Origin of the sequence: Achromobacter deleyi (assembly GCF_013116765.2) — a bacterium.
Taxonomy (GTDB): Bacteria; Pseudomonadota; Gammaproteobacteria; order Burkholderiales; family Burkholderiaceae_B; genus Achromobacter; species Achromobacter deleyi_A.
Map to the genome: position 1 here is coordinate 75,294 of NZ_CP074375.1, position 20,813 is coordinate 96,106.

Consider the following 20,813-nt stretch of genomic DNA (forward strand, 5'->3'; position numbering starts at 1 on the left):
TTCTCGGTAAGTAGCGGCTCGTCCCAAGGCGTCGCCGGCAGATTATGCACACGTGTGCGTAAACGTGCGAGCGATTTTGCTTCAGGGTTTTCACTTAGATTTTTCGGCGGACCGGGCCCGTCGACTCGCGCGTGACGAGCTGCGGTTCAAAGATGGCGGCGGCTTCGGTGAAGTGCGGCTCTCGAAGCGCGCTGAACATAAGCCGGGTGGCGTGCGCACTCATGTCGTGAACGGGCAGCGCCATGCCGGTGATGGCGGGGTCGCTGACTTCAAACCATTCGGTGTCGCCATAACCCAGAAGCGACAAGTGCCCGGGCACGGCAACCTGCGCTTCGCGCAATCCCTTCAAGGCTCCCAATAACTGGCGGGGGCTGGCGACTATCAGCGCGGTAATGCCCGGACACTCGGTCAACAGTCCAAGGACCGCCTGGCGGCCGAACTCGGGCAGGGTGGAGCCCAGCCGGATCCAGGCAGGATCTTGCGCCACGCCGGCGGCTTGCATGGCGTTCAGGTAGCCGTTCAGGCGCGCGCCGCCGGTACTGAGTTCGGCGGCGGCCCCGATATAGGCGATGTGGCGATGGCCCAGTGCCAGCAGGTGCCGCGTGGCGGCATTCAAGGCTTGTTCATCCGCGACGCGCACGGACAAGGGGCCGAGATCCTTGTCGAAACGAAGCAGCTGAACATGCGGCAAGCGGGCCAGCATCTGCCGTGTGGCCGCAGTGCTGCGGCCACACGGCGCCACCATTACGCCCAAGGCGCGGCTGGCAAGCAGGGCGCGCACGTGTTCTTCTTCGCGCTGAGGATCGTCCTCCGAGACCCCCAGCACGACCTGATATCCCAGCTGGGCGCATTCGTTGGCCAGCGCCCGGGCCACCGCGCTGAAAAATTCGTTTTGGACGTCGGGCACGATCAGGCCGAGAATCCGGCTGGCTCCGTTTCGCATCAGGCGGGCGCCGGAATTGGGGATGTACCCCAGGCGTTCCGCCTCTTCACGGACCCGGGCCTTGGTCGCGGCGCTGATGCTGCGGTGATCGTTCAGCGCACGCGATACCGTCGTGTGCGCAAGACCTAGAGACTCCGCGATGTGCTTGATCGTGACCATGGGAACGTCGCCCGATTGAAAACCGTGGTAGCTGAAGGGTTCACATACTGCCATACGAGAGCGGGTCATGAACGGCGCGCATGAATTCCGTCGCGCCAGCGTTCGCGCCTTGGCGCCCGCGGCCATGCCGTTTCCGCGGGGGCGCCGGCAAAAATGCTATCACCGCCCATAATAATTGCGTCGTTGCCGCAGAATCGCCTCCGCTGCGCCCCTCCTACACTTGCCGCATGCTGGCGCTCGACCAGCCATGGACCAAGAATTCGCAAGGATAGGGGAGATAGCCATGATGCACCGTTACGTGCGCCGCGTTTGCGCGGCGTTGTTTTGCGCCACAGCGCTGATGTCCGGCGCCCACGCCGCCCAGACGCTCAAGGGGCCCATCAGGATCGTGGTCGGCTATCCGCCCGGTGGTGCGGCGGATGCCGTGGCCCGCGTCTATGCCGACAAGCTGCGCGAGGCCCTGCAGCTTTCCGTGGTGGTGGAAAACCGCCCGGGCGCGGGCGGGCAGATCGCGGCGCAGACCTTCCTGTCGGCGCCCAAGGACGGAACGATGCTGCTGGTGGCCAACAGCCACATGATGTCGACCTTGCCGCTGACCATACCGTCGGTGAAATACGATCCGGTGAATGATTTCGCGCCCATAGGCAAGATGGCCGGGTTCGAACATGTGCTGGCCGTGGGCCATGGCGTCGCCGCCAAGAGCCTGGACGAGTACATCGGCATGACCAGAAAGGATGCGAACGCCGGCATGTTCGGCATTCCCGCGCCTGGCAGCGCGCCGCAATTCATCGGGTACACCTTGGCGCAGAAGAACAATGTTCCGCTGGTGCCGGTTCCCTACAAGGGGGGCGGCCCCCTGGTCGCGGATCTGCTGGGCGGGCACGTGACCGCCGGCATCGACGCGTTGGGCGGCATGGTCGAGCATCACCGCTCGGGCCGTCTGAAGATTCTGGCCGTCACCGGTCCGCGCCGCATGGATGCCTTGCCCGATGTGCCCACGTTCACGGAACTGGGCTACCCCTCCCTGGATACCTCGGGCTGGGTTGGCCTGTTTGCGCCGCGCGGCACGGACAGCGCCATCATTGCCCAGGTGAATCAGGCGCTAAGGGATATTTCGTCCAAGCCGGAAATCCAGGCCGCGTTGTTGCCCATTGGATTTGTGCCGGCCAGCAGTACGCCGGCTGGCCTGCAGGAGGCAGTCGCGCAGGATCTGGCAATCTGGGGGCCCATCATCAAGGCCTCTGGCTATCAGGCGCAATAGGAAGCGGTTCGCATGTTCGACACTCTGGAAACTGAACACTACTTCGCGCCGGATTATGGCGCGGCGCGCGAGAAGTTCCTGGCGGCGTGCCGCCTGTGCGATCTGCCTGTCGAGTCCTGGCGGCATCCCCTGAACGGTCCTGGCGGCGCGCCGCTGTTTACCGACGTGGCCCGGATCGGTCCCAGGTCCGCGCGCCACGTGCTGGTCCTGACCTCGGGCGTGCACGGGCCGGAACTGATGGCGGGATCGGGCTGCCAGGCCGGATGGCTGCTGCGTACCGGCGGCAAGGCCCTGCCGCCGGACACCGCGGTCGTGCTGGTCCATGCGATCAATCCCTGGGGCGCGGCGCATTTGCGGCGCTATACCGATGGCAACGTGGACCTCTGCCGCAACTACGTGGATTTCAGCCAGGCTCAGGGGTGCGCGCAAGGATACGAAGCGCTGCATGCCGCCGTCGTCGCGGACCCGCGGGATGCGCGGGCGGTAAGCGCCGCCGACGCCACGCTTGCGCGCTTTCAGCAGGAGCACGGCACGCCCGCGCTTTACGCGGCGCTGATGGCGGGCCAGTATCGCTATCCGGACGGGATGGGCTATGGCGGAGCGGGCCCGGATTGGTCGCGCGTCACGATGGAGCGCATCTTGCGCGAGCACGCGGGCACCGCGGAGCGGGTCAACCTGGTGGACTACCACACGGGCCTGGGCGCGTATTCGTACGGCTGCGTGGTGGCGTTGCAAAGCGGCGCCGCATTGGAGCGGGTGCGCAGCGTCTTTGGCGAATGGGTGCTGGCGCCCTTGTCGACGACGCGCGTCGAAGACAGGGTGCCGGTCACCGGCCACACCACGCCGGGCTATGAACAGATCCTGCCGCAAGCGCGGGTGATGGCCCTGGTGCTGGAATATGGCACCTACGCGCAGGAGCAGATGCTGGAACTGCTCTTGGCGGATCATCGGGAGACCTTTGGCGGCGCGCGCTCCGGCCATTCCGGATCCGCGGCCCGCCAGGGCTTGCTGCGGTTCTTCTACCCGGATGACCCGCGATGGAAGCGCGCCGTGTTCGAGCGCTCGCAGCAGGTCATCGCGCAGGCCATGGCTGAGCTGTCGCGAGATTGAGGCCAGCCGGAACCGGGGCCCCGGCCTTGGGCCCCGCGTTCAGGCAAGCGCCCGTTCGCCTCGCGCAAGCAGCGTGCCGAAGGTGGCGCTGTCGATGTTGGCGCCGCAGATGATGATCCCGACCCGCTTGCCTTGCAGGCGTTCCCGCAACGGGCCCAGCACCGCGGCCAGGGCGGTGGCGGCCGCAGGTTCAACGGCGAGCTTGCCGTCCCGGAACTGCACGGCCATGGCGCGGCAGATGTCATCGTCGCTGACCGTGACCAGATCGTCGAGGTACCGGCGGCACAAGCCGTAGGCCACCGGCAGCGTCATCGGCGGAGCCAGGCTGTCCGCGATGGTGCTGGGCGGCGGGTTCATGCGCACGGGCTCGCCCTTGGCGAAGCTCAGGCTCATGACATTCGCGCCTTCCGGCTCCACGCCGTAGACCTGGCAGCGGGGCAGTACCGTCTTGATGGCGGCCGACACGCCGCTGGCCAATCCCCCGCCGCCAATCGCGACGACGACGGCGTCCAGTTCCGGGGCCTGCGCCGCCAGTTCCAGACCGAGCGTGGCGGTGCCCAACGAGGTGTAGATGCCTTCAAACGGGTGGATCATGGCGCGGCCTTCGTCGGCCATGATGCGTTCCATCTCGGCAAACGCGGCGGCGCCGTCCTCGGCCAGCACAATTTCCGCGCCATAGCTGCGCGCCACGGCCAGCCGTTGAGGGTTCGCGCTGGCCTGCACTACCACCTTGGCGCTGACGCCGACCGCCTTGGCGGCAAACGCCGCGGCGATGGCATGATTGCCCGCGCTCACGGCGGTAATGCCCCGGGCGCGTTGCTCTGGCGTCAATTGCATCGCCACGTTCAGCGCGCCGCGCGCTTTGAATGTCCCGGTTTTCTGGAAGAGCTCCAGCTTCATCAGTACCTGCGTCGACGAGTCCAGCAGGCGGTCCAGATTCGGACCGCCCAGGGGGGCGACCGGCGTCGTGTGAATGTGCGGGGCCAAGGTGGCGGCGGTGCCGCGCATGGCGTCCAAGGTCAGGGTGTGGCTCATGGGTTTGGATCTTTGGGCGAGGATAAGGGAAGGGGCGGGATGCGCAAGGCCCCGGCTCAGGGAAGCAGGGCGACCGCTTCGATTTCAACCAGCGCGCCTGGCACCATCAAGTCCGCGCGTACCGTGGAGCGGCTGGGCGGCGTGCGTGAGCCCAATGCGTCGGCATAGGCGGCATTGAACGCCGTGAAGTCATCGCTGCGGGTGAGCCAGACGGTGGTCTTGACCACGTCGTCCAGGGACAGGCCCACCGGCGCCAGCGCCGCTTCGATATTGCGCAGGCACTGGCGGGTCTGTTCGGCCACGCCGCCCTGCACCAGCGTGTAGCCGCTGCTGAATGCCATCTGTCCGGACACATAGGCCAGGGAGCCAGCCACCCGGACGGGCGAAAAATGGGGCGTCGGGCCGGGGCGGGCTGGCGGGTCGGCGGCAAGGTGGGCAGATGTCATGGGCTGATGGCGATGCCCGCCGGGTTGGCAGGGCGCCGCTGGAAGTCGTTGGAAACCTTCATGATGCGCATGCCGGCGGCGTCGCGCTTTTGCGCAGGCATTGCATTGCTTATGCGTGATGCGACCGGGCGGCTGCGTCAGCGCCCCGGGCGCATTGCGCTGGGCAGCATGCCGTAGTGGCGCTTGAAGGCGGTCGTGAAGTTGCCCGGATGCTGATACCCCATTTCAAATGCGACCTGCGTGACCGACAGCCCCTCGTTCACCAGCAGGTCGCGCGCACGTTCCATGCGCGCATTTTCCATGTAGCCGCTGATGGTCGTGCCATGCACCGCCTTGAAAATACGCATCAGTTTTGCCTGGTGCGTGCCAACCTCCCGGGCCAGCTGGCCCAGGCTGGGCGGCTCGCCAAGCAGTGCGTCGAGCATGTCGCGCGCCTGCATGGCCATGCGCCGGTCGCGAGGGCGCAGGGCCGTGCCGGCGGCAGGGGGCGCATCGGCGCAGATTTGCTGGAAAAAGCGGCCCAGGATCTCAAGCGCCCGGGCTTCGATCAGCATGATCTCCGACGATCCGCAGAAAAAGTCGTCAAGGATGGAGCTGCCCGCGCGGCGCATTTCCCACTGCAGGGGCAGGTCAAGGCTGTAGAAACTGTCCTCGCGGCCGTCCAGGAAACGCGCGATCGGCGCGGGCGTGGGCAACAACTGGTCCAGGCCGAACTCTTCGTTCAGAAATTCCGCCGTGCAGGCCACGGTGACGGAGCGTTCGGCGATGTCGGCGTCGAACCGTTCGATCTTCGGTTCGCCGCGAGGGTGTATCAGCGCGGAACAGGTGGCAATGCCCACGGACTGGCCGCATTGATTGCCGATGCCCACCTTGCTGGCGCCGGCCAGCCGCGTATGAACCTTGATGACGCCGCCGCCGGTAATCGTCTCGGTGGACGGGGCGGCATGCCTCATGTTCGAGGCGCTGACCGACATGCCCGACCCCACATGGAGATAGGCGCGTTCGCCGGTCACCCCCGCCAGGGGCGATTGCGCCCGCATGATGCGGCGCTTGCCAAACACGCGGTCCTGGACGATGTCGTAACCGGCGGGCGGGGCGCCGGCGACGCCTGGCTGCGTGTCGGCGCGGACTATGGCATGCATGCGTATCTCTCCTGGTTGAGAGAAGTTAGCATAAGCCGTCCCGGCTTACCGCTGGCGGCTGTCGTCCGACACGGATACGCTCAGCCCGCCAGCGCCTGGCGTTCAAGCTCATGAGTGATTCTCGCCTTCAAGGCCAGCAGGTGTGCAGCGTGCTGCTGCTCCACCGACGAAGGCGCTTCGTCGGTGATCAGGCTGAAGTTAAGCGCCAGCGCCTGGCTGCCCAGGCCGCACAGTGGCGTGGACATGGCGACCACGCCGGGTTGCCAGGACGCCAGGCAATAGCCGCGGGTCGCGACCTTGGCGATTGCCTGTTCGATGTCGGCGCCGATCGGCTTCCAGGAGGCGCTGCGGTAGCCGCGCCTTATTCCGCTCAACAAGCCTTCGCGTGTGGACGCGTCCAGGGTCGCCAGATAGGCGCGGCCTAGCGAGGTCAGTTCGATCGGGACGCGCTGCCCGGCGACGATGGTGCGCAGCGAGGCCTTGCGGTTGTAGCGGATCGATTCCAGGTAGACCATTTCGGCGCGGTCCGCGCTGGCCAGGCCGACGTTCACGCGGAGTTTGTTGGATACGTCGCGCATGAGGGGCGTTGCCGCCTTGAGTACCGGCGACGCCGCGCGCATCGCGTGGCCCAGGCTGAGCACCGGCGCGGCAAGCCGGTAGGCGCGGGCGCTGCGGTCGTGGTCCAGAAAGCCGCAGGTGACCAGGGTCTGGGTCAGCCGGCTGACCGTTGCGGCGGACAGGCCGGTGCGTTCGGCCAGTTCACCATTTCCCAGGAGATCGGTGCCGGGCTTGAAGGCCCGGAGGATTTCCAGGCCGCGCGCAAGCGAGCGATTCTGACTAATGCCGGCGAAGCGCCGGGCAGCATCGGGCGGGGATCCTGGCTGCGGGGAAGGTTTCATTCAATTCCACTCTATGGAAATAGGCTGGTGTTTTCGTCCACTTTACCGCCTACCGTGTAGTCATTGCCAGCCAGGAAAATTCCCTTGCGGGGATGGCGGGCCAACCGAACATCACGGAGCACGGAGATGGCCGAATACGAATTCATCAAACTGCAGTCGCATGAGGGCGTCGCCACGCTGACGCTGAACCGTCCCGACAAGCGCAACGCGATCAGCGACGCGATGCGCAGCGAACTGATCCACGCGCTGGAAGCGGTTGCCCAGGACCGGGCCATCAAGGCGCTGGTGCTGACGGGGGAAGGGAAAGGATTCTGCGCGGGCGGAGACATTTCCGGGATGCAGCGGCGGATGGACGCGCCGCCGGGCGAGGTCGGATTCAACGGCTGGTCCCGGCAGCAGCGCGTGCATCACGCGGTGGGCCTGTTGCATCGCATGCCCAAGCCCACGATTGCGGCGGTGAACGGCGCTGCCGCGGGCCTGGGCGCGGACACGGCCTTGAGTTGCGATTTCATCGTCGCCTCCGAGAGCGCCACGTTCACCTGGAGCTATATAGCCCGCGGACTGATCCCGGACGGCGGAGGCATGTACTTCCTGCCGCGCCGCGTGGGACTGGCGCGCGCCAAGGAATTGATCTATTCCGGCCGCAAGGTGCAGGCGGACGAGGCGTTCAAGCTGGGCATCGCCGACCGGCTCGCGCCCGCGGGCGCGGAGCTGGCCGCGGCGCAGGCCTGGGCCGCCGAGCTGGGGAAAGGTTCGGCCACGGCGCTTGCCCTGAGCAAGTCGATACTGGACCAGAGCTTCGAACTGACCGCGGACCAGGTCTTTGCCATGGGCAGCCAGGCCCAGGGGATCTGCTACACCAGCGCCGAGCACCGTGATTCCGTGGCCGCGTTCCTGGCCACGATGGCCCAGGCCAGGTCGGCCCGGGCCCAGGGAGAGCCCAAGTGAGCGCCCTGTTGAAACTGCTGCGGCCGCGCAGCGTGGCGGTGGTGGGCGCATCCGCCGATCCCGCCAAGACCTCCGGCCGCCCCGTGGCATACCTGCGCAAGCACGGGTTCCAGGGCCGGATCTATCCCGTCAACCCCAAGGCATCCGACATCGACGGACTGCGTTGCTATCCCGATGTGCGGTCATTGCCGGAAGCGCCGGACGTGGCCATCGTGTTGCTGAGCGCCGAACGGACCCAGCAGGCCATCCGCGATCTGGCGGACATCGGCACCGGCGCCGCGATTGTGCTGGCCAGCGGCTATTCGGAGACCGGCGAGGAAGGCGCTCGCCGCCAGCGCGAGTTGCGCGAGGCGGCGGGCAACATGCGCATCCTGGGGCCGAACACGATCGGTCTGGTCAACCTGACGGATCGCATCACGCTGTCGGCCAGCGGGGCCTTGGAAATCGATCAGCTGCACAGCGGCGCGGTCGGGCTGGTGTCGCAGAGCGGGGGAATCCTGGGCGCGCTGCTGTCGCGGGCCGCGGCGCGCGGCATCGGCTTGTCCAAGCTGATTTCCACCAGCAATGAGGTCGATCTGGATCTGGCCGACTTCGTGGATGCGCTGGCCGATGACCCCGCGACCCGCGTCATTGCGCTATATGTCGAGAGCATCCGCAACCCCGCCACATTCCGCGCCGCCACGCGCAAGGCGGCCAGGGCCGGCAAGCCCGTGGTGGCGTTCAAGATCGGGCGGTCGGAATCGGGCGCCCAGGCCGCGGCTTCCCACACCGGCGCGCTGGCCGGCGCGGACGGCATGTACGACGCGCTGTTCGAGGATACCGGCGTCATCCGCGCCCAGGCGTTCTCCGATCTGCTGGATGTTTCCGCGGCGCTGGCCCATGAGCGCAAGCTGCGCGGGCGCCGGATCGCGGTCCTGACATCGACGGGCGGAGCGGGCACGCTGGTGGCGGATTGCCTGGGTGTGGCCGGCTTCGAACTGCCGCCGCCGGACGCAGCCACCGGAGAGGCCCTGCGCGCCTTGCAGACGGGCGGCCATGCCGCGTTGGACCGCAATCCCATCGATGTGACCCTGGCGGGCTTGCAGCCCGAACTGCTGCGCGGCGCGATTCGCATCGTGCTGGAAAGCGACAGCTACGACGCGCTGGTCGTGATCGTCGGTTCGTCCGGCGTGGCGCAGCCCGAGCTGATGGCGGGAGCGCTGAAGGACACGCTGGCGGCGAGCGACAAGCCCGTGATGGCCTACATCAGCCCGCATGCCCCCCGGGCCGCGGAAGTCCTCAGCCGTTACGGCATACCGGCGTTCCACGCGCCCGAGAGCGTCAGCGCCGCCATGGCCGCGATGTGGCAGGTGCATGCGCGCAGCCAGCGTCCCCAGCGCAGCCGACAACAGGCCGCCAAGCCCGTTCCGTTGACCTGCGCGGAAAGCGGCTCGCTGGACGAAGCCCGGGCCAAGGCGCTTTTTGCCCGATTCGGCATCCCCGGCGTCAGGGAGATAGTGGTCCGTTCCGACGATGAGGCCGCAAAGGCCGCCACGATGCTGGGGCCACGCGTGGTGCTGAAGCTCTTGTCCAGCGAAATCACGCACAAAAGCGATGTGGGCGGCGTGGCTGTCAATGTCGCGCCGGAGGATGTGCCGGAGCGCTTGAGGCGGATGGCCGCCGATGTCCAGCGCCACACCGGACGCCGGCCCGATGCGTTCCTGGTCCAGGAAATGGTGTCCGGCGCGGCCGAGGTGATCGTGGGGCTGCACCGGGATCCGCTGGGCGCCGCGATCCTGCTCGGCATGGGCGGAGTCGTTGCCGAGCTGGTCCGGGACACGACGCTGCTGCTGTTGCCGGAAGATGGAACGGCGCTGGCGGCCGATCAGGTCATGGCGGCGCTGCAGCGCTTGAAGACCTGGCCTTTGCTGGATGGCTATCGCGGACGCGAACGAGCCGATGTGCCGGCCCTGGTCGAGGCGATTCTTGCGTTTGCGGGCATGGCGGCCGCGCTGGAGGACCAGCTGATCGAAGCGGAGATCAACCCCTTGTTCGTCAAGCCCGCCGGGCAGGGCGTATGCGCGGCCGATGGCGTGGCGGTCTTGCGGGGGCATTCGAATTAATTCTGGCGAGCGGATAAACAGGAGACAAAGCATGAAATACAGAAACACACTCGCGCGTGGCTGCACGGCGGTTGCCGTGGCCATGCTGGCATTTGGCGCATTGACGGCACCGCAGGCCCGCGCGGCCTTTCCGGACCGGCCCCTGCGCATCGTCGTGCCCTTCACGCCGGGCGGCGGCACCGACATCATTGCGCGCCAGCTGGCCAAGGGCTTGACGGATGAACTGGGCCAGACGGTCGTCGTGGAAAACCGGCCGGGCGGCAGCACCATCATCGGAACGGAGAACGTGGCCAAGAGCCCGCCGGACGGCTATACCTTGCTGATGTCCACCTTTGCGCACGCGGTGAATCCGGCCATCCATAAAAAGCTCCCCTACGATACGGATCGCGCGTTTGCGCCGGTGGCGATGATAGGCAAGTCGCCCAATGTCCTGGTCGTGTCGTCGAAGTCGAAGTTCAATAGCGTGCAGGACATTCTGGCTTACGCCCGCGCCAATCCTGGCAAGCTGACATTCGGGTCCTATGGGAACGGCACCTCCGCGCATCTGGCGGGAGAACTGTTCAAGAGCCTGGGCAAGGTGGATATCCTGCACGTGCCCTACAAGGGGTCGGGCCCTGGCATCAACGACCTGATCGGCGGGCAGATCGACATGATCTTCTCGACCTCGGCCAGTGTCAGCGGCCACGTAAAGAGCGGCCAGCTGCGCGCCCTGGCCGTGACCACCAAGGAGCGCTCGCCCGCCTATCCGGGAGTTCCCACGGTGGCCGAAGCGGGCGAGGCGGGGTATTTCGTGGACAGCTGGTACGGGCTGTTCGTGCCCAAGGGCACACCCGCGGTGGTCATCGAACAGTTGAACGCGGCGATCAGGAAGGCATCGGACAATGCGGAGTTTCGGGCGGCGCTGGAACTGGAAGGGCTGGCCGCCAGTGTGGGGACGCCAGACGCGCTGGGGGAATACGTGAAGCAGGAAGAGACGCGCTGGAGCAAGATCATTCAGGATGCAGGCATCACGGACAATCCTTGAATGCAATGCGCGGAGCCGCTGACCGGCCCCGCGGCTTTGACGGCCTATTCCAGTTTGATGTTCGCCTTGCGAGCCACGTCGCGCCACCGCTGCAGGTCCGTTTTCAGTTCGGCGCCGAATTGCGCGGGCGTATCCAGCACGGGCTCCACGCCGCGCGTCACCAGCGCCTGGCGGGCCTCGGGCGTATCCAGGCCTTTCTTCAGCGCTTCGTACAGGCGGCTGGTCAGCGTGGCGTCGAGCTTGGGCGGGGCCAGTACGCCGAACCACGTGGTGGTCTGGAATCCGGGCACGCCGGCTTCCTGCACGGTGGGGATATCCCGCGCGGTGTCCGAGCGCGCGGGGCTGGTGACCGCTATCGCCTGCAGCTGGCCGCTCTGGATGAAGGGCAGGGACGAGGGCAGGGTGTCGAAGTAGGCGTCGACCCGGCCGCCGATCAGGTCGGTGATGACCTGGCTGCTGCCCTTGTAGGGGATGTGCTGGAAATTGGACACGCCTGACGACTGGACGAAGAGCTCGGCGGCCATGTGCGTGATGTTGCCGGTTCCGGCCGACCCATACGGCACCGGTGTCTTGCTGGCCCTGGCATAGCGCAGGAAATCTTCCAGCGTCTTTGCCGGCAGCCTGGGATTCACGACCAGGACGAGTGGCGTGTAGCCTACCTGCGTGATCGGCGTGAAGTCCCGCAGCGGATCATAGGGCAGCCGGGACGAGAGGGCGGGGCTGATGGATTGGGACGCCGTGACGCCCAGCAGCAGGGTATAGCCGTCGGCGGCTGCCCGCGCGACTTCGGCTGCGGCGATGGTACCGTTGGCGCCCGCCTTGTTGTCCACGACCACGCTGGCGTTCAGGGCCTCGCCCAGGCGCTGCGCGACCTGGCGGGCCACGAAATCCGCGCCGCCGCCGGGCGGGAATCCGACGATCAACCGGATCGGCCGGTCGGGATACGCGGCTGCGGCGGACGCCGCGGCGACGCATAGCAGACCGGTGAGGGCGGCCTTGAGCAGGCCCGGCACAATATTGAGCTTCAGCATTTGCAGTCTCCTCGATTCTTGTGGGGCGATCCATGGCGCCCGTTCTGGTTCAGGCATGCATCGCGCTTTATACGCGCCTTATGACTCCCGCCGTACCGGCGCCCAGGAAAAATCGCCTGGCCGGTTGGCGGATACGGCGCCGCTATGCAGCAGCGCATCGCATTGCGCGGGCGTCAGGCCGGCGGCCAGCAGCACATCCAGCGTGTGTTCGCCCAGGTCGGGCGGGGGCAGCGTCCGCAGGCCATCGTCCGCCGCGTTCAGGCGCGGAAATTCCGGCACGTCGAATTCCAGTTCGCGGTAGCGCACGCTGCGCAGCTTGCCGGGCTGGCGCGCCTGGCCGGCTTCCAGTACCCGCTCCAGCGGCAGCACCTCCGTGCAGCCCACGCCGGCCGCCTTGAGCCGCTCGGTGACCTCATCGAACGTCCGCGCGCCGATGGCCGCCTTGACGATTTCCTCCACCTGGTCGCGCGCCTTCTTTCTGTCTTTCAGCGCGGCCAGCGTCGCGTCGGCCGCCGCGGGCAGTTCCATGGCCTGGCAGAACTTCAGCCAGTGGGCGTCGGTCAGCATCAGCAGGTACATCCAGCGTTCGTCGGATGTCAGGTAGGCGCCATAGCCTGGCATGCTGAATTCACCGTGCGGCTCGCGTTCCGGCCGGCCCAGCAGCTGTGTCTTGAGCTGCACGCCCACGAGGTCCCGCGACGCGACGTGCAGGCCGGTTTCGTACAGGCCGATTTCCACGTGGCCGCCGTCTTCGGCGGCTTCGGGCTGCAGCATCCGGGCGAGGATGCCGATGACGGCATAGGCGCCGGCGAACTGGTCGTGATAGGACGGTCCCAGGCGGCTGGGGCGGCCATTGATGCGGTTGGCTTCCATGACGCCGGTGGACGCTTCGGCGACGGGATTGGAGGCGAGGTCGTCCGCTTGCGGTCCTTCGGCGTAGCCCCGGATATGGCAGTAGATCAGCCGCGGATTGATGGCCTTGCAGTCGGCCCGCGTCAGTTGCAGTTTGCGCGCCGCCCTGGGCGCCAGGTTATGAACCAGCGCGTCGGCCGTCTCCAGCATCTTGCGGAACGCGGCGTAGCCATCGGGGTGGGCGAGGTCGATGCAGACGCTTTTCTTGCCGTGGCTGTAGGCGATGAAGGTGCCGCTGGGGCCGCCCCGCACCAGGCTGCGGGTGGGATCGCCACGGGGCGGCTCCACTTTGATCACCTCGGCGCCCAGCTGCGCAAGGATATGAGAGGCGAAGGGCGCGGCAAGCATGGTGCCCAATTCAATGACGCGGCGGCCCGCGAGCGGTGGGGAATGCATGGTGTCTCCTGGCTTTGGTCTTGAAAGAATGCATTCTATATGTGTAGAGTTTGCGCAATTCAACTGTTTTTACTAGGGAAAGCCCGTATTTTTCAGGCTGAATATAAATATAGAATGCATTCTTAGTCGCTCAGCAGACGGCGGCAATCGAAGAACAACCAGGAGACATAACGTGCACAGAAGGACTTTTCTTTCCGGCTGTGCCGCGGCAGCCTCGATTTCGCTTCCAGGCTGGGCGCGCGCGCAATCCGTTTCTCCCGGCATCGATATGGCCAGCAAGACGGTCACGGTCGGTGCGTTCACGCCCATCACGGGTCCGGTGCCGTTCTATGCGATTCTTTCCCGCGCCGCCGACGCCTGCTTCAAATGGGTCAACGAGACCGACGCGCTGAACGGCTGGAAGATCAAGTCGGTCACGTATGACGATGGCTACGAGCCGGCGCGCAGCGTGGCGGTAACGCGCCGGCTGGTGGAAGAAAACAAGATCTTCGCGCTGGCCGCCCCGGTGGGCACGGCGCAGTCGGTGGCGGTGATTCCCTATGCCAAGGAAGTGGGCTTGCCGATGATCGGTCCGATCGGCGGCGCGACGGCCCTGTTCGCCGAACGGCTGGTGTTTCCCTTGCTGCCGGACTACGGCTGGTCGGCGGCGTCCAATCTGGACTACGCCTTCAACGGCCTGAACGCCAGCCGAGTCGCCCTGCTGTGGGAAAACGACGAGCTGGGCCGGTCGGCCAAGCGCGGCTTCGATATGCTCATGGCCGCCAACAAGAAGCAGGCCGCCGAGTCGATTCCCTTCGAGGTGCGCAGCACCGATTTCACGCCGCATGTGCGCCGGATCGCCAACGCCAAGGCGGACGTGGTGATCCTGTTCGGGTCCAACGCCAACCTGGCCGCCGCGCTCAAAACCGCCGACAGGCTGGGGTTCCAGGGCAAATGGATGGCGCCTTTCTTCACCGCCGATCCCACCACGTACAAGCTGGCGGGGCCCTTGCTGGACGGCGCCTATTTTTCGTCCTGGCTGATGCCGGTGGACGCCGACGACGCCAACATCAAGGCCTACCGCGAGACCGTGGCCAAGCACTATCCCAATGATCCGATCGGCGTCTTCGGCCTGAACGGCTGGAGCAACGCGGCGCTGTTCGCCAAGGGCTTCCAGATGCTGCTGGCCAGCGGCAAGCCGCTGACGCGCGCCAATCTGGTCGACGTCATGGAGACCATGACCAACCAGACCGTGGGCGGAGCGCGGGAGGTCACGTTCAAGGCCGGCGATCACCGCGGCGCGCGCCAGGAAGGGATCATCCAGGCGGTCTCCGGCGGCAGCTTCAAGCTGGTGCGGGATTTCAAGCCATATCCGGCCGACGTCTTTGACGCAAAGCTTGCCTAGGGCTTGTTCACAATTAAAGGAGTCCACGCGTGACCAGTGCATACGATGAATGGGTCGGCCGCGAAGAGGTGCGCACGCAGCGCATCGACGCGACGGTGGTGCAGGCCATGGCGGCAACGCTGGATCTGGAGCGCGCGCCCGGCGAAGGAGAGCCTCTTCCGCCAGGCTGGCAGTGGCTGTTCTTCAATGCGGCCGCGCGGCGCAGCGGGCTGGGTGTCGACGGACACCCCAGGCGCGGCGGCTTCCTCCCGCCCATCGAATTGCCGCGGCGCATGTGGGCGGGCAGCCGCATCCGTTACCTGGCGGACGTGCCGATCCAGTCGGAGGCCACGCGGCGCAGCCGCATCCTGAAGGTCGAGAACAAGGTGGGCAAGCGCGGCTCGCTGTGGTTCGTGACGGTGGAGCACACGACGCTCTGCGACGGCGCAACTTGCATCGTCGAGGAGCAGGACATCGTTTACCGCGAGGCCACGCCGCCCGGCGCCGTTGCCGCCGTGCCGGAGCGCTATGAGGGGCAGGCCCGCTGGGGCCGCGAGATCCAGCCGGACACGACCCTGCTGTTCCGCTATTCGGCGCTGACGTTCAACGGGCACCGCATCCATTACGACCAGGCGTATGCACGTAACGAAGAGGGCTACCCCGACCTGGTCGTGCATGGCCCGCTGACCGCCACGCTGTTGCAGCAACTGGCGCTGGAATACGGCGACGGCCGGCCGCTGGCCAGCTTCGAGTTCCGCGGCGTCAGCCCCTTGTTCGTGCCGCGCGCCTTCCGTATCGAAGGCCATACCCGGGAGGACGGCTCGCTCGCGTTGTGGGCGCGCGGACCGGACGGCGAACTGGCGATGTCGGCCACGGCGGTATTGCGCTGAAGGCCGGCGCCACCCCCAGGAAAAACACTATCAGGAGACAAGAAAAGATGGCACAGCATTTGAGCGGTCCCGCAAGTCTTGAAGGCCAGGTTGCGTTGATCACGGGCGGCGCGGGCGCCATGGGACAGGCGATTGCGAAGGCGTTCCGGCAGGCCGGGGCGCGCGTGATCGCCACCGACCGGGTAGCGCAGCAGGAACTGGGCGGCGGCATCGATTACCGCCGCTATGACGTGACTTCCCGGGCCGAGACCGACCAGGTCATCGACGAGGTCCTGGCCGAGTACGGCAAGGTGGACATTCTGGTGCTGTGCGCGGGCATCATCGCCCGCACGCCGCTGGGCGACAGCACCGACGACGAGTGGGATGCGGTGATGTCCGTGAATGTGCGCGGCGTGGTCAACCCGGCGCGCAAGCTGTTTCCGCTGATGTGCAAGCAGGGCTTCGGCAAGATCCTGGCCGCGGGCTCGATCGCGGCCAAGAACGGCGGCGTGGCGTCGGGGCCGGCCTATGTCGCGTCCAAGGCTGCCGTGCACGGCATGATGCGCTGGATCGCCAAGGCCGGAGCGCCGCATGGCGTGTATGCCAACACCCTGGCGCCGGGTCCGGTCGAGACGGCCATGTGGGCCAGCGTCACCGGCGGGGGGGCGCCTTCGGCCAACGGCACGGTGCCGCTGGGCCGCTATGGCAATCCCGACGATATCGCGCAGGCGGCGCTGTTCCTGTGTTCGCCGGCCTCCAACTGGATAACGGGCACGTCGCTGGATATCAGCGGCGGCATGTGGATGGACTGAACATGACAGCAGATACCGTACCCGTGATCGGCTTTATCGGCCTGGGCGTGATGGGTGGCCCGATGTGTCGCAACATAGCCGTCAAGCATGCCGGCGAGGTCATTGCATTCGACATGAACGCGGATGCCTACGCCTTGCTGCAAGGAACCAAGGCGCGCCGCGCCGCGACCCTGGCGGAGGTGGCGGCCCAGGCCGACGTGGTGTTCCTGTCCTTGCCCGGAGGACCTCAGGTGGAGCGGGTCTGCCTGGCCCCGGGCGGCCTGACCGACGGCCCGCGCCGGCCGGCCGTGATCGTGGACCTGAGCACCACCACCGTGGCGTCGGCCCGCGGCACGGCCGAACGGCTAGCCGCAAGCGGCGTCGCCTTCGCGGATGCGCCGGTGGCCCGGACCCGTGCAGCGGCGCAGCGCGGCGAACTGAGCATCATGGTGGGCGCCGACGAGGCCCTCTATCAGCGCATCGAACCGCTGCTGCGCTACATCGGTTCGGACGTCACCCGCTGCGGCGAGGTGGGCTGCGGCCAGGTGGTCAAGCTCATCAACAATGCGCTGGTCTTTGAGAACACCGTGGCGCTGGCCGAGATGATGGTGCTGGGCGAGCGCGCCGGCGTGCAGCCGACGGTGCTGCTGGATGCGGTGTCCAAGGGGTCGGGCGACAGCTTCGTGCTGCGCAATCACGGCCGCCAGGCCATGCTGCCGCGCGAGTTTCCGGAGAAGTCCTTTCCGCCCGAGTACGTGCTGAAGGACCTGGGCTACGTGCTGGAGCTTGCCTCGCAGACCGGCCTGGCGGCCCATGTCGCGGAACTTGCCCAGCGCTACTACGCGGCCGCCGCCAGCGGCGGCTGGGGCGGGCGTTACTTCCCTTCGGTGATCGAGATCATCGACCGGGGCGACGGGCCGGCCGCCGCCGCGCCCGGGCAGAAGGGGCAGGTCCATGGATGACCTCGTCGGCCTGATCTGGGCGGGCGTCGTCAGCGGCTGCCTGTACGCCATGGGTGCGATCGGCATCGTGCTGATCTACAAGAGTTCGAACGTGGTGAACTTCGCGCATGGCAACCTGGCGGGCCTGGCCGCGTTCCTGGTGTTCGGCTTCACGGCAGGCATCTTCGCGAACATGGCCTGGGGCGCCGCCGTGCTGCTGACGCTCGTGATCATGGTGGCCGTGATGGCAGTCAGCTATTTCCTGATCGCCCCGCTGGTCTTCAAGTCGGACCTGACCAGCACCATAGCGACCCTGGGCGTGGGTCTCATCGCGCAGGGCGCAACCCAGCTCTTGTTCGGCTCCAACGTGGTGTCGCTGGACCTGCCGCTGCCCGCATGGCGCGGCCAGCTGGGCCCCATCCGCGTCACGTCGTATGACATGGCCGTGCTGGGCACGACCGCGCTGGCGATCGGGCTGCTGTACCTGCTGATCGAGCGCACCCGCATCGGCATCGCTTTTCGCGCCGTGTCGGCCAATCCCTACGCCAGCCGCGTATGCGGGCTGAATCTGCGCCGGGTCCATCTGTTTTCCTGGGTGACGGCGGGCGTGCTCGGGCTGATCGCGTCGCTGCTGATCGTGCCGACCACGTTCCTGTCGTCCACCAGTGTGTCCTCGTTCATGCTGCAGGCGTTCGCGGCGGCGGTCGTGGGCGGCTTCAACAGCCTGCCCGGGGCCGTGCTGGGCGGCATCTTCATCGGCGCCATCATGAACCTGCTGTCGTTCTATGTGTCCGCGGAATTCAACAACACCTATCTGCTGCTGACGATTCTGCTGGTGCTCAACGTATTCCCCAAGGGGGTGCTGGCCATCCGTGGAGGCGCCCGTGTCTAGCGTAATCATGTCATCCAGCCGCCCGCGGCCGGGCGTCGCGGCGGGCGGCCAGGCGGCGGCGCCGCTGCGGCGCTGGACCGCCGGGGCAGGGATAGCGGGCCTGCTGGCGCTGGCGCTGCTGCCCCTGGTCGCCGGCGGCTATTGGACCTACACCCTGGGGCTGTGCTTTGCCAACGCCATCGCCATCATTTCGGTGAGCTTTCTGGTGCGCTACGGCGGCGAGGTCTCGATCGGCCACGGCGTGTTCGTCGCGGCGGGCGCCTACACCGTCGCCTTGATGGAGAAGTACCTGGGCGTGTCGTTGCTGGCCAGCCTGCCGCTGGCGGCTTGCGCGGGCGCCGTCCTGGGCCTGGCCTTCGCCTTTCCTTCCCGCTACCTGTCGGGCATCTACCTGGCGGTGGCCACGATGGCGCTGGCCCTGGCCCTGCCCGAGGTGCTGCTGCATTTTTCAGCGGTTTCCGGCGGTTATGAAGGCCTGTACGTGAAACTGGACGCGCTGCCGGGCCTGGCCAAGGAAACCCAGCGCTACTACCTGCCGCTGACCGGGCTGGTCGTGGTGGCGCTGCTGCTGCACCACTTCCGCCGCTCGCGCCAGGCGATGGCCTTGCTGTTGATCCGCACTTCGCCGCATGCGGCCGAGTCCTTCGGCGTACGCCGCAGCTGGGCCCGCCTGTCCTGCATGGCCTTGAGCGGCGCCATCGCGGCGATCGCCGGGGCGATGCTGTCCTTCAGCTCTTCCACGGTGTCGCCCAACAGCTTCACGCTGTGGACCTCGATCTTCCTGCTGGTGGGCTCCGTGGTCAGCCTGTATTCGATGTCCATCCTGGGCAGCCTGCTGGGCGGCCTGTTCCTGACGCTGATGCCCTTGCTGCTGGCGGGTGCGGGCGACTGGGTGCCCATTCTTTACGGGTCCGCGCTGCTGATCGTGGTGTTGGGATTCAATGCGCTGCCCGCCAAGGTGCGCGCCCGGCTGCACGGAGGCAATCCATGAACGCGCACGCCTCGCTGGACCGTCATCCGCTGGTGGTCGAGGACCTGTCGCTGTCGTTCGGCGGCATCCAGGTCCTGCAGCACATCGGGTTGCATTTGAAGGCGGGCGAGATCACCGGGCTGATCGGTCCGAACGGGGCCGGCAAGACCAGCTTCTTCAATTGCCTGACCGGCTTGTATTCCCCGCAGCAGGGCAGCATCCGGCTGGGCGAGCGGCGCCTTGAAGGCATTGCGCCCACGGGGCGCGCCGCGCTCGGGTTCTCGCGCAGCTTCCAGCACGTGGCCTTGTGCCCGGAGTTGACCGTGGCCGAGAACGTGATGGTGGGACTGGATCGGCAATCGTCGGCCGGGTGGCTGGATGCCTTCCTGCCCCTGCCGGGTGGCAAGGCGGAACGCGCCCGCAACCGCGAGCGCGCCCTGGCCGCCCTGGAACGGCTGGGGGTACTGCAGGTCGCCGATGAATATCCCTCGCAACTTCCGCCCGGCGTGCTGCGCCTGGCGGAGATTGCCCGTGCCATCGCAGGCGACCCTCGGGTATTGCTGCTGGACGAGCCGGCGGCGGGCCTGAATTCCGTCGAGACCGGCGACCTGTCGTCCGCGCTGAAGCGGCTGCGCGCGCCAGGGCTGGTGCTGGTGGTCGTCGAGCACGACATGGATCTGATCATGGAGGTGTGCGACACCATCCACGTACTGAACGTGGGCCGGCTGTTGGCCTCGGGCAGTCCGGAGCAGGTCCGCGGCAATCCCGATGTGGTGCGCGTCTACCTGGGAGACGAGGATGAATGAAGCGGCTTCTGGCCTGCTGGAGGTAGAGGGCCTGACGGTGCGCTATGGCGCCGGGCCGGTGGTGCACGGCATCGGGCTGTCGGTGGGCGCCGGGGCGGTGGTGGCGCTGCTGGGCGCCAACGGGGCCGGCAAGTCGAGCACGCTGCGCGCCATTGCCGGGCTGGAGCCGGCGCAGGGCCGGATCAGGCTGGACGGGCAGGACATCTCGGGATTGTCGGCGGCGCGGCGCTTCCGCCTGGGCATCGTCTACGTGCCGGAGGGCCGGGCCATCGTGACGGATCTGACGGTCGCCGAGAACCTGACCCTGGGTTCGTATTTCGTCGATGCGCGCACGCGGGCCAGGCGAGAACAGATGGTGATGGATTTCTTCCCGGAGATCGCGGGGCGGCGCAAGGCGCCCGCCGGCCTGCTCAGCGGCGGCGAACAGCAGATGCTGGCGATCGGCCGCGGCCTGATGTCGGGGCCGCGCCTGCTGCTGCTGGACGAGCCCTCGCTGGGGCTCGCGCCTTTGCTGGTTGCTCGCGTGTACGAGCGGCTGGCGGCGATCCAGCGCGAACAGAAACTGGCCGCCCTGCTGGTGGAGCAGAGCTTTCACGTGGCCGCCAGGCTGGCGGTCCGGGCCTGGGTGCTGCGGCACGGCCATATCGTGGGCGAGCTCGACGAGCAGGCGCTGCGCAGCCGCGAAGGGCGGCAGCGCGCCATCGACGCCTATCTGGGCGCGCGCCAGGAAGCCCGGGAACAGCCCCACGCATCTCTTGCATAGGAAAGGAACA

General features: G+C 67.1%; 20 protein-coding genes. 13 read left to right on the top strand and 7 right to left on the bottom strand.

The window, feature by feature from the left end; genetic code table 11:
• Window positions 1–94 precede the first annotated feature (94 nt).
• Window positions 95–1,228 (bottom strand): LacI family DNA-binding transcriptional regulator, encoded by a 1,134-nt coding sequence (locus tag HLG70_RS00335; protein WP_213697151.1) that lies wholly within the window; start codon window positions 1,226–1,228, stop codon window positions 95–97.
• Window positions 1,229–1,385: 157 nt separating this feature from the next.
• Between HLG70_RS00335 and HLG70_RS00340 the strand changes: the two genes are divergently transcribed.
• Complete coding sequence (locus HLG70_RS00340) at window positions 1,386–2,363, top strand: tripartite tricarboxylate transporter substrate-binding protein (RefSeq protein ID WP_213697152.1); 978 nt, start codon at window positions 1,386–1,388, stop codon at window positions 2,361–2,363.
• A 12-nt stretch (window positions 2,364–2,375) separates the two neighbouring features.
• Window positions 2,376–3,473, top strand: coding sequence for a DUF2817 domain-containing protein (locus HLG70_RS00345; protein ID WP_171667597.1), 1,098 nt, complete (start codon window positions 2,376–2,378; stop codon window positions 3,471–3,473).
• A gap of 39 nt (window positions 3,474–3,512) precedes the next feature.
• On the opposite strand, the gene HLG70_RS00350 is transcribed toward HLG70_RS00345, so the two are convergent.
• The 4 genes from HLG70_RS00350 to HLG70_RS00365 all read right to left on the bottom strand — a co-directional run bounded on the left by HLG70_RS00350 (window position 3,513) and on the right by HLG70_RS00365 (window position 6,995).
• The gene (locus tag HLG70_RS00350; protein ID WP_171667596.1) at window positions 3,513–4,508 is read right to left on the bottom strand and encodes a threonine/serine dehydratase; all 996 of its coding nucleotides are present in this window, start codon (window positions 4,506–4,508) and stop codon (window positions 3,513–3,515) included.
• A 56-nt stretch (window positions 4,509–4,564) separates the two neighbouring features.
• A complete protein-coding gene (locus HLG70_RS00355; RefSeq protein WP_171667595.1) occupies window positions 4,565–4,954 on the bottom strand; it encodes a RidA family protein in 390 nt (129 codons plus the stop codon).
• 137 nt (window positions 4,955–5,091) lie between these two features.
• Window positions 5,092–6,096, bottom strand: coding sequence for a helix-turn-helix transcriptional regulator (locus HLG70_RS00360; protein ID WP_171667594.1), 1,005 nt, complete (start codon window positions 6,094–6,096; stop codon window positions 5,092–5,094).
• Between the two features lie 80 nt (window positions 6,097–6,176).
• The gene (locus tag HLG70_RS00365) at window positions 6,177–6,995 is read right to left on the bottom strand and encodes an IclR family transcriptional regulator (RefSeq protein ID WP_171667593.1); all 819 of its coding nucleotides are present in this window, start codon (window positions 6,993–6,995) and stop codon (window positions 6,177–6,179) included.
• A 126-nt stretch (window positions 6,996–7,121) separates the two neighbouring features.
• On the opposite strand from HLG70_RS00365, the gene HLG70_RS00370 reads away from it, so the two are divergent.
• From HLG70_RS00370 to HLG70_RS00380, 3 genes are read left to right on the top strand one after another with little or no spacing between them, the layout of a single operon-like run.
• Window positions 7,122–7,943, top strand: coding sequence for an enoyl-CoA hydratase/isomerase family protein (locus tag HLG70_RS00370; protein WP_171667592.1), 822 nt, complete (start codon window positions 7,122–7,124; stop codon window positions 7,941–7,943).
• Window positions 7,940–10,045 (top strand): acetate--CoA ligase family protein, encoded by a 2,106-nt coding sequence (locus HLG70_RS00375; protein ID WP_171667591.1) that lies wholly within the window; start codon window positions 7,940–7,942, stop codon window positions 10,043–10,045. Before HLG70_RS00370 ends, HLG70_RS00375 begins: the two co-directional genes overlap by 4 nt.
• A gap of 31 nt (window positions 10,046–10,076) precedes the next feature.
• On the top strand, window positions 10,077–11,069 hold the full coding sequence (locus HLG70_RS00380) for a tripartite tricarboxylate transporter substrate binding protein (RefSeq protein ID WP_171667590.1): 993 nt from the start codon (window positions 10,077–10,079) through the stop codon (window positions 11,067–11,069).
• Window positions 11,070–11,113: 44 nt separating this feature from the next.
• Here HLG70_RS00380 and HLG70_RS00385 read toward each other — a convergent pair whose 3' ends face one another.
• Together HLG70_RS00385 and HLG70_RS00390 are read right to left on the bottom strand one after the other, a co-directional pair.
• Window positions 11,114–12,100: a Bug family tripartite tricarboxylate transporter substrate binding protein gene (locus tag HLG70_RS00385; RefSeq protein ID WP_171667589.1), complete on the bottom strand. Its 987-nt coding sequence runs from the start codon at window positions 12,098–12,100 to the stop codon at window positions 11,114–11,116.
• Between the two features lie 78 nt (window positions 12,101–12,178).
• Complete coding sequence (locus HLG70_RS00390; RefSeq protein ID WP_171667588.1) at window positions 12,179–13,408, bottom strand: CaiB/BaiF CoA transferase family protein; 1,230 nt, start codon at window positions 13,406–13,408, stop codon at window positions 12,179–12,181.
• A gap of 268 nt (window positions 13,409–13,676) precedes the next feature.
• Here HLG70_RS00390 and HLG70_RS00395 point away from each other — a divergent pair, with 268 nt between their 5' ends.
• The 8 genes from HLG70_RS00395 to HLG70_RS00430 are packed head-to-tail and all read left to right on the top strand — an operon-like array spanning window position 13,677 to window position 20,803.
• Window positions 13,677–14,792: an ABC transporter substrate-binding protein gene (locus tag HLG70_RS00395; protein WP_234103308.1), complete on the top strand. Its 1,116-nt coding sequence runs from the start codon at window positions 13,677–13,679 to the stop codon at window positions 14,790–14,792.
• 29 nt (window positions 14,793–14,821) lie between these two features.
• A complete protein-coding gene (locus HLG70_RS00400) occupies window positions 14,822–15,661 on the top strand; it encodes an acyl-CoA dehydrogenase (protein ID WP_171667586.1) in 840 nt (279 codons plus the stop codon).
• 47 nt (window positions 15,662–15,708) lie between these two features.
• Window positions 15,709–16,452 (top strand): SDR family NAD(P)-dependent oxidoreductase, encoded by a 744-nt coding sequence (locus HLG70_RS00405; protein WP_171667585.1) that lies wholly within the window; start codon window positions 15,709–15,711, stop codon window positions 16,450–16,452.
• Between the two features lie 2 nt (window positions 16,453–16,454).
• Window positions 16,455–17,393, top strand: coding sequence for an NAD(P)-dependent oxidoreductase (locus HLG70_RS00410; RefSeq protein WP_171667584.1), 939 nt, complete (start codon window positions 16,455–16,457; stop codon window positions 17,391–17,393).
• Window positions 17,386–18,264, top strand: coding sequence for a branched-chain amino acid ABC transporter permease (locus tag HLG70_RS00415; protein ID WP_171667583.1), 879 nt, complete (start codon window positions 17,386–17,388; stop codon window positions 18,262–18,264). The genes HLG70_RS00410 and HLG70_RS00415 overlap by 8 nt, the downstream gene beginning before the upstream one ends.
• Window positions 18,257–19,255, top strand: a complete 999-nt coding sequence (locus HLG70_RS00420; RefSeq protein WP_234103310.1) for a branched-chain amino acid ABC transporter permease — start codon at window positions 18,257–18,259, stop codon at window positions 19,253–19,255. Before HLG70_RS00415 ends, HLG70_RS00420 begins: the two co-directional genes overlap by 8 nt.
• Window positions 19,252–20,040, top strand: a complete 789-nt coding sequence (locus tag HLG70_RS00425; RefSeq protein ID WP_171667581.1) for an ABC transporter ATP-binding protein — start codon at window positions 19,252–19,254, stop codon at window positions 20,038–20,040. Before HLG70_RS00420 ends, HLG70_RS00425 begins: the two co-directional genes overlap by 4 nt.
• A complete protein-coding gene (locus tag HLG70_RS00430; RefSeq protein WP_171667580.1) occupies window positions 20,033–20,803 on the top strand; it encodes an ABC transporter ATP-binding protein in 771 nt (256 codons plus the stop codon). The genes HLG70_RS00425 and HLG70_RS00430 overlap by 8 nt, the downstream gene beginning before the upstream one ends.
• The last annotated feature ends 10 nt before the right edge of the window (window positions 20,804–20,813 follow it).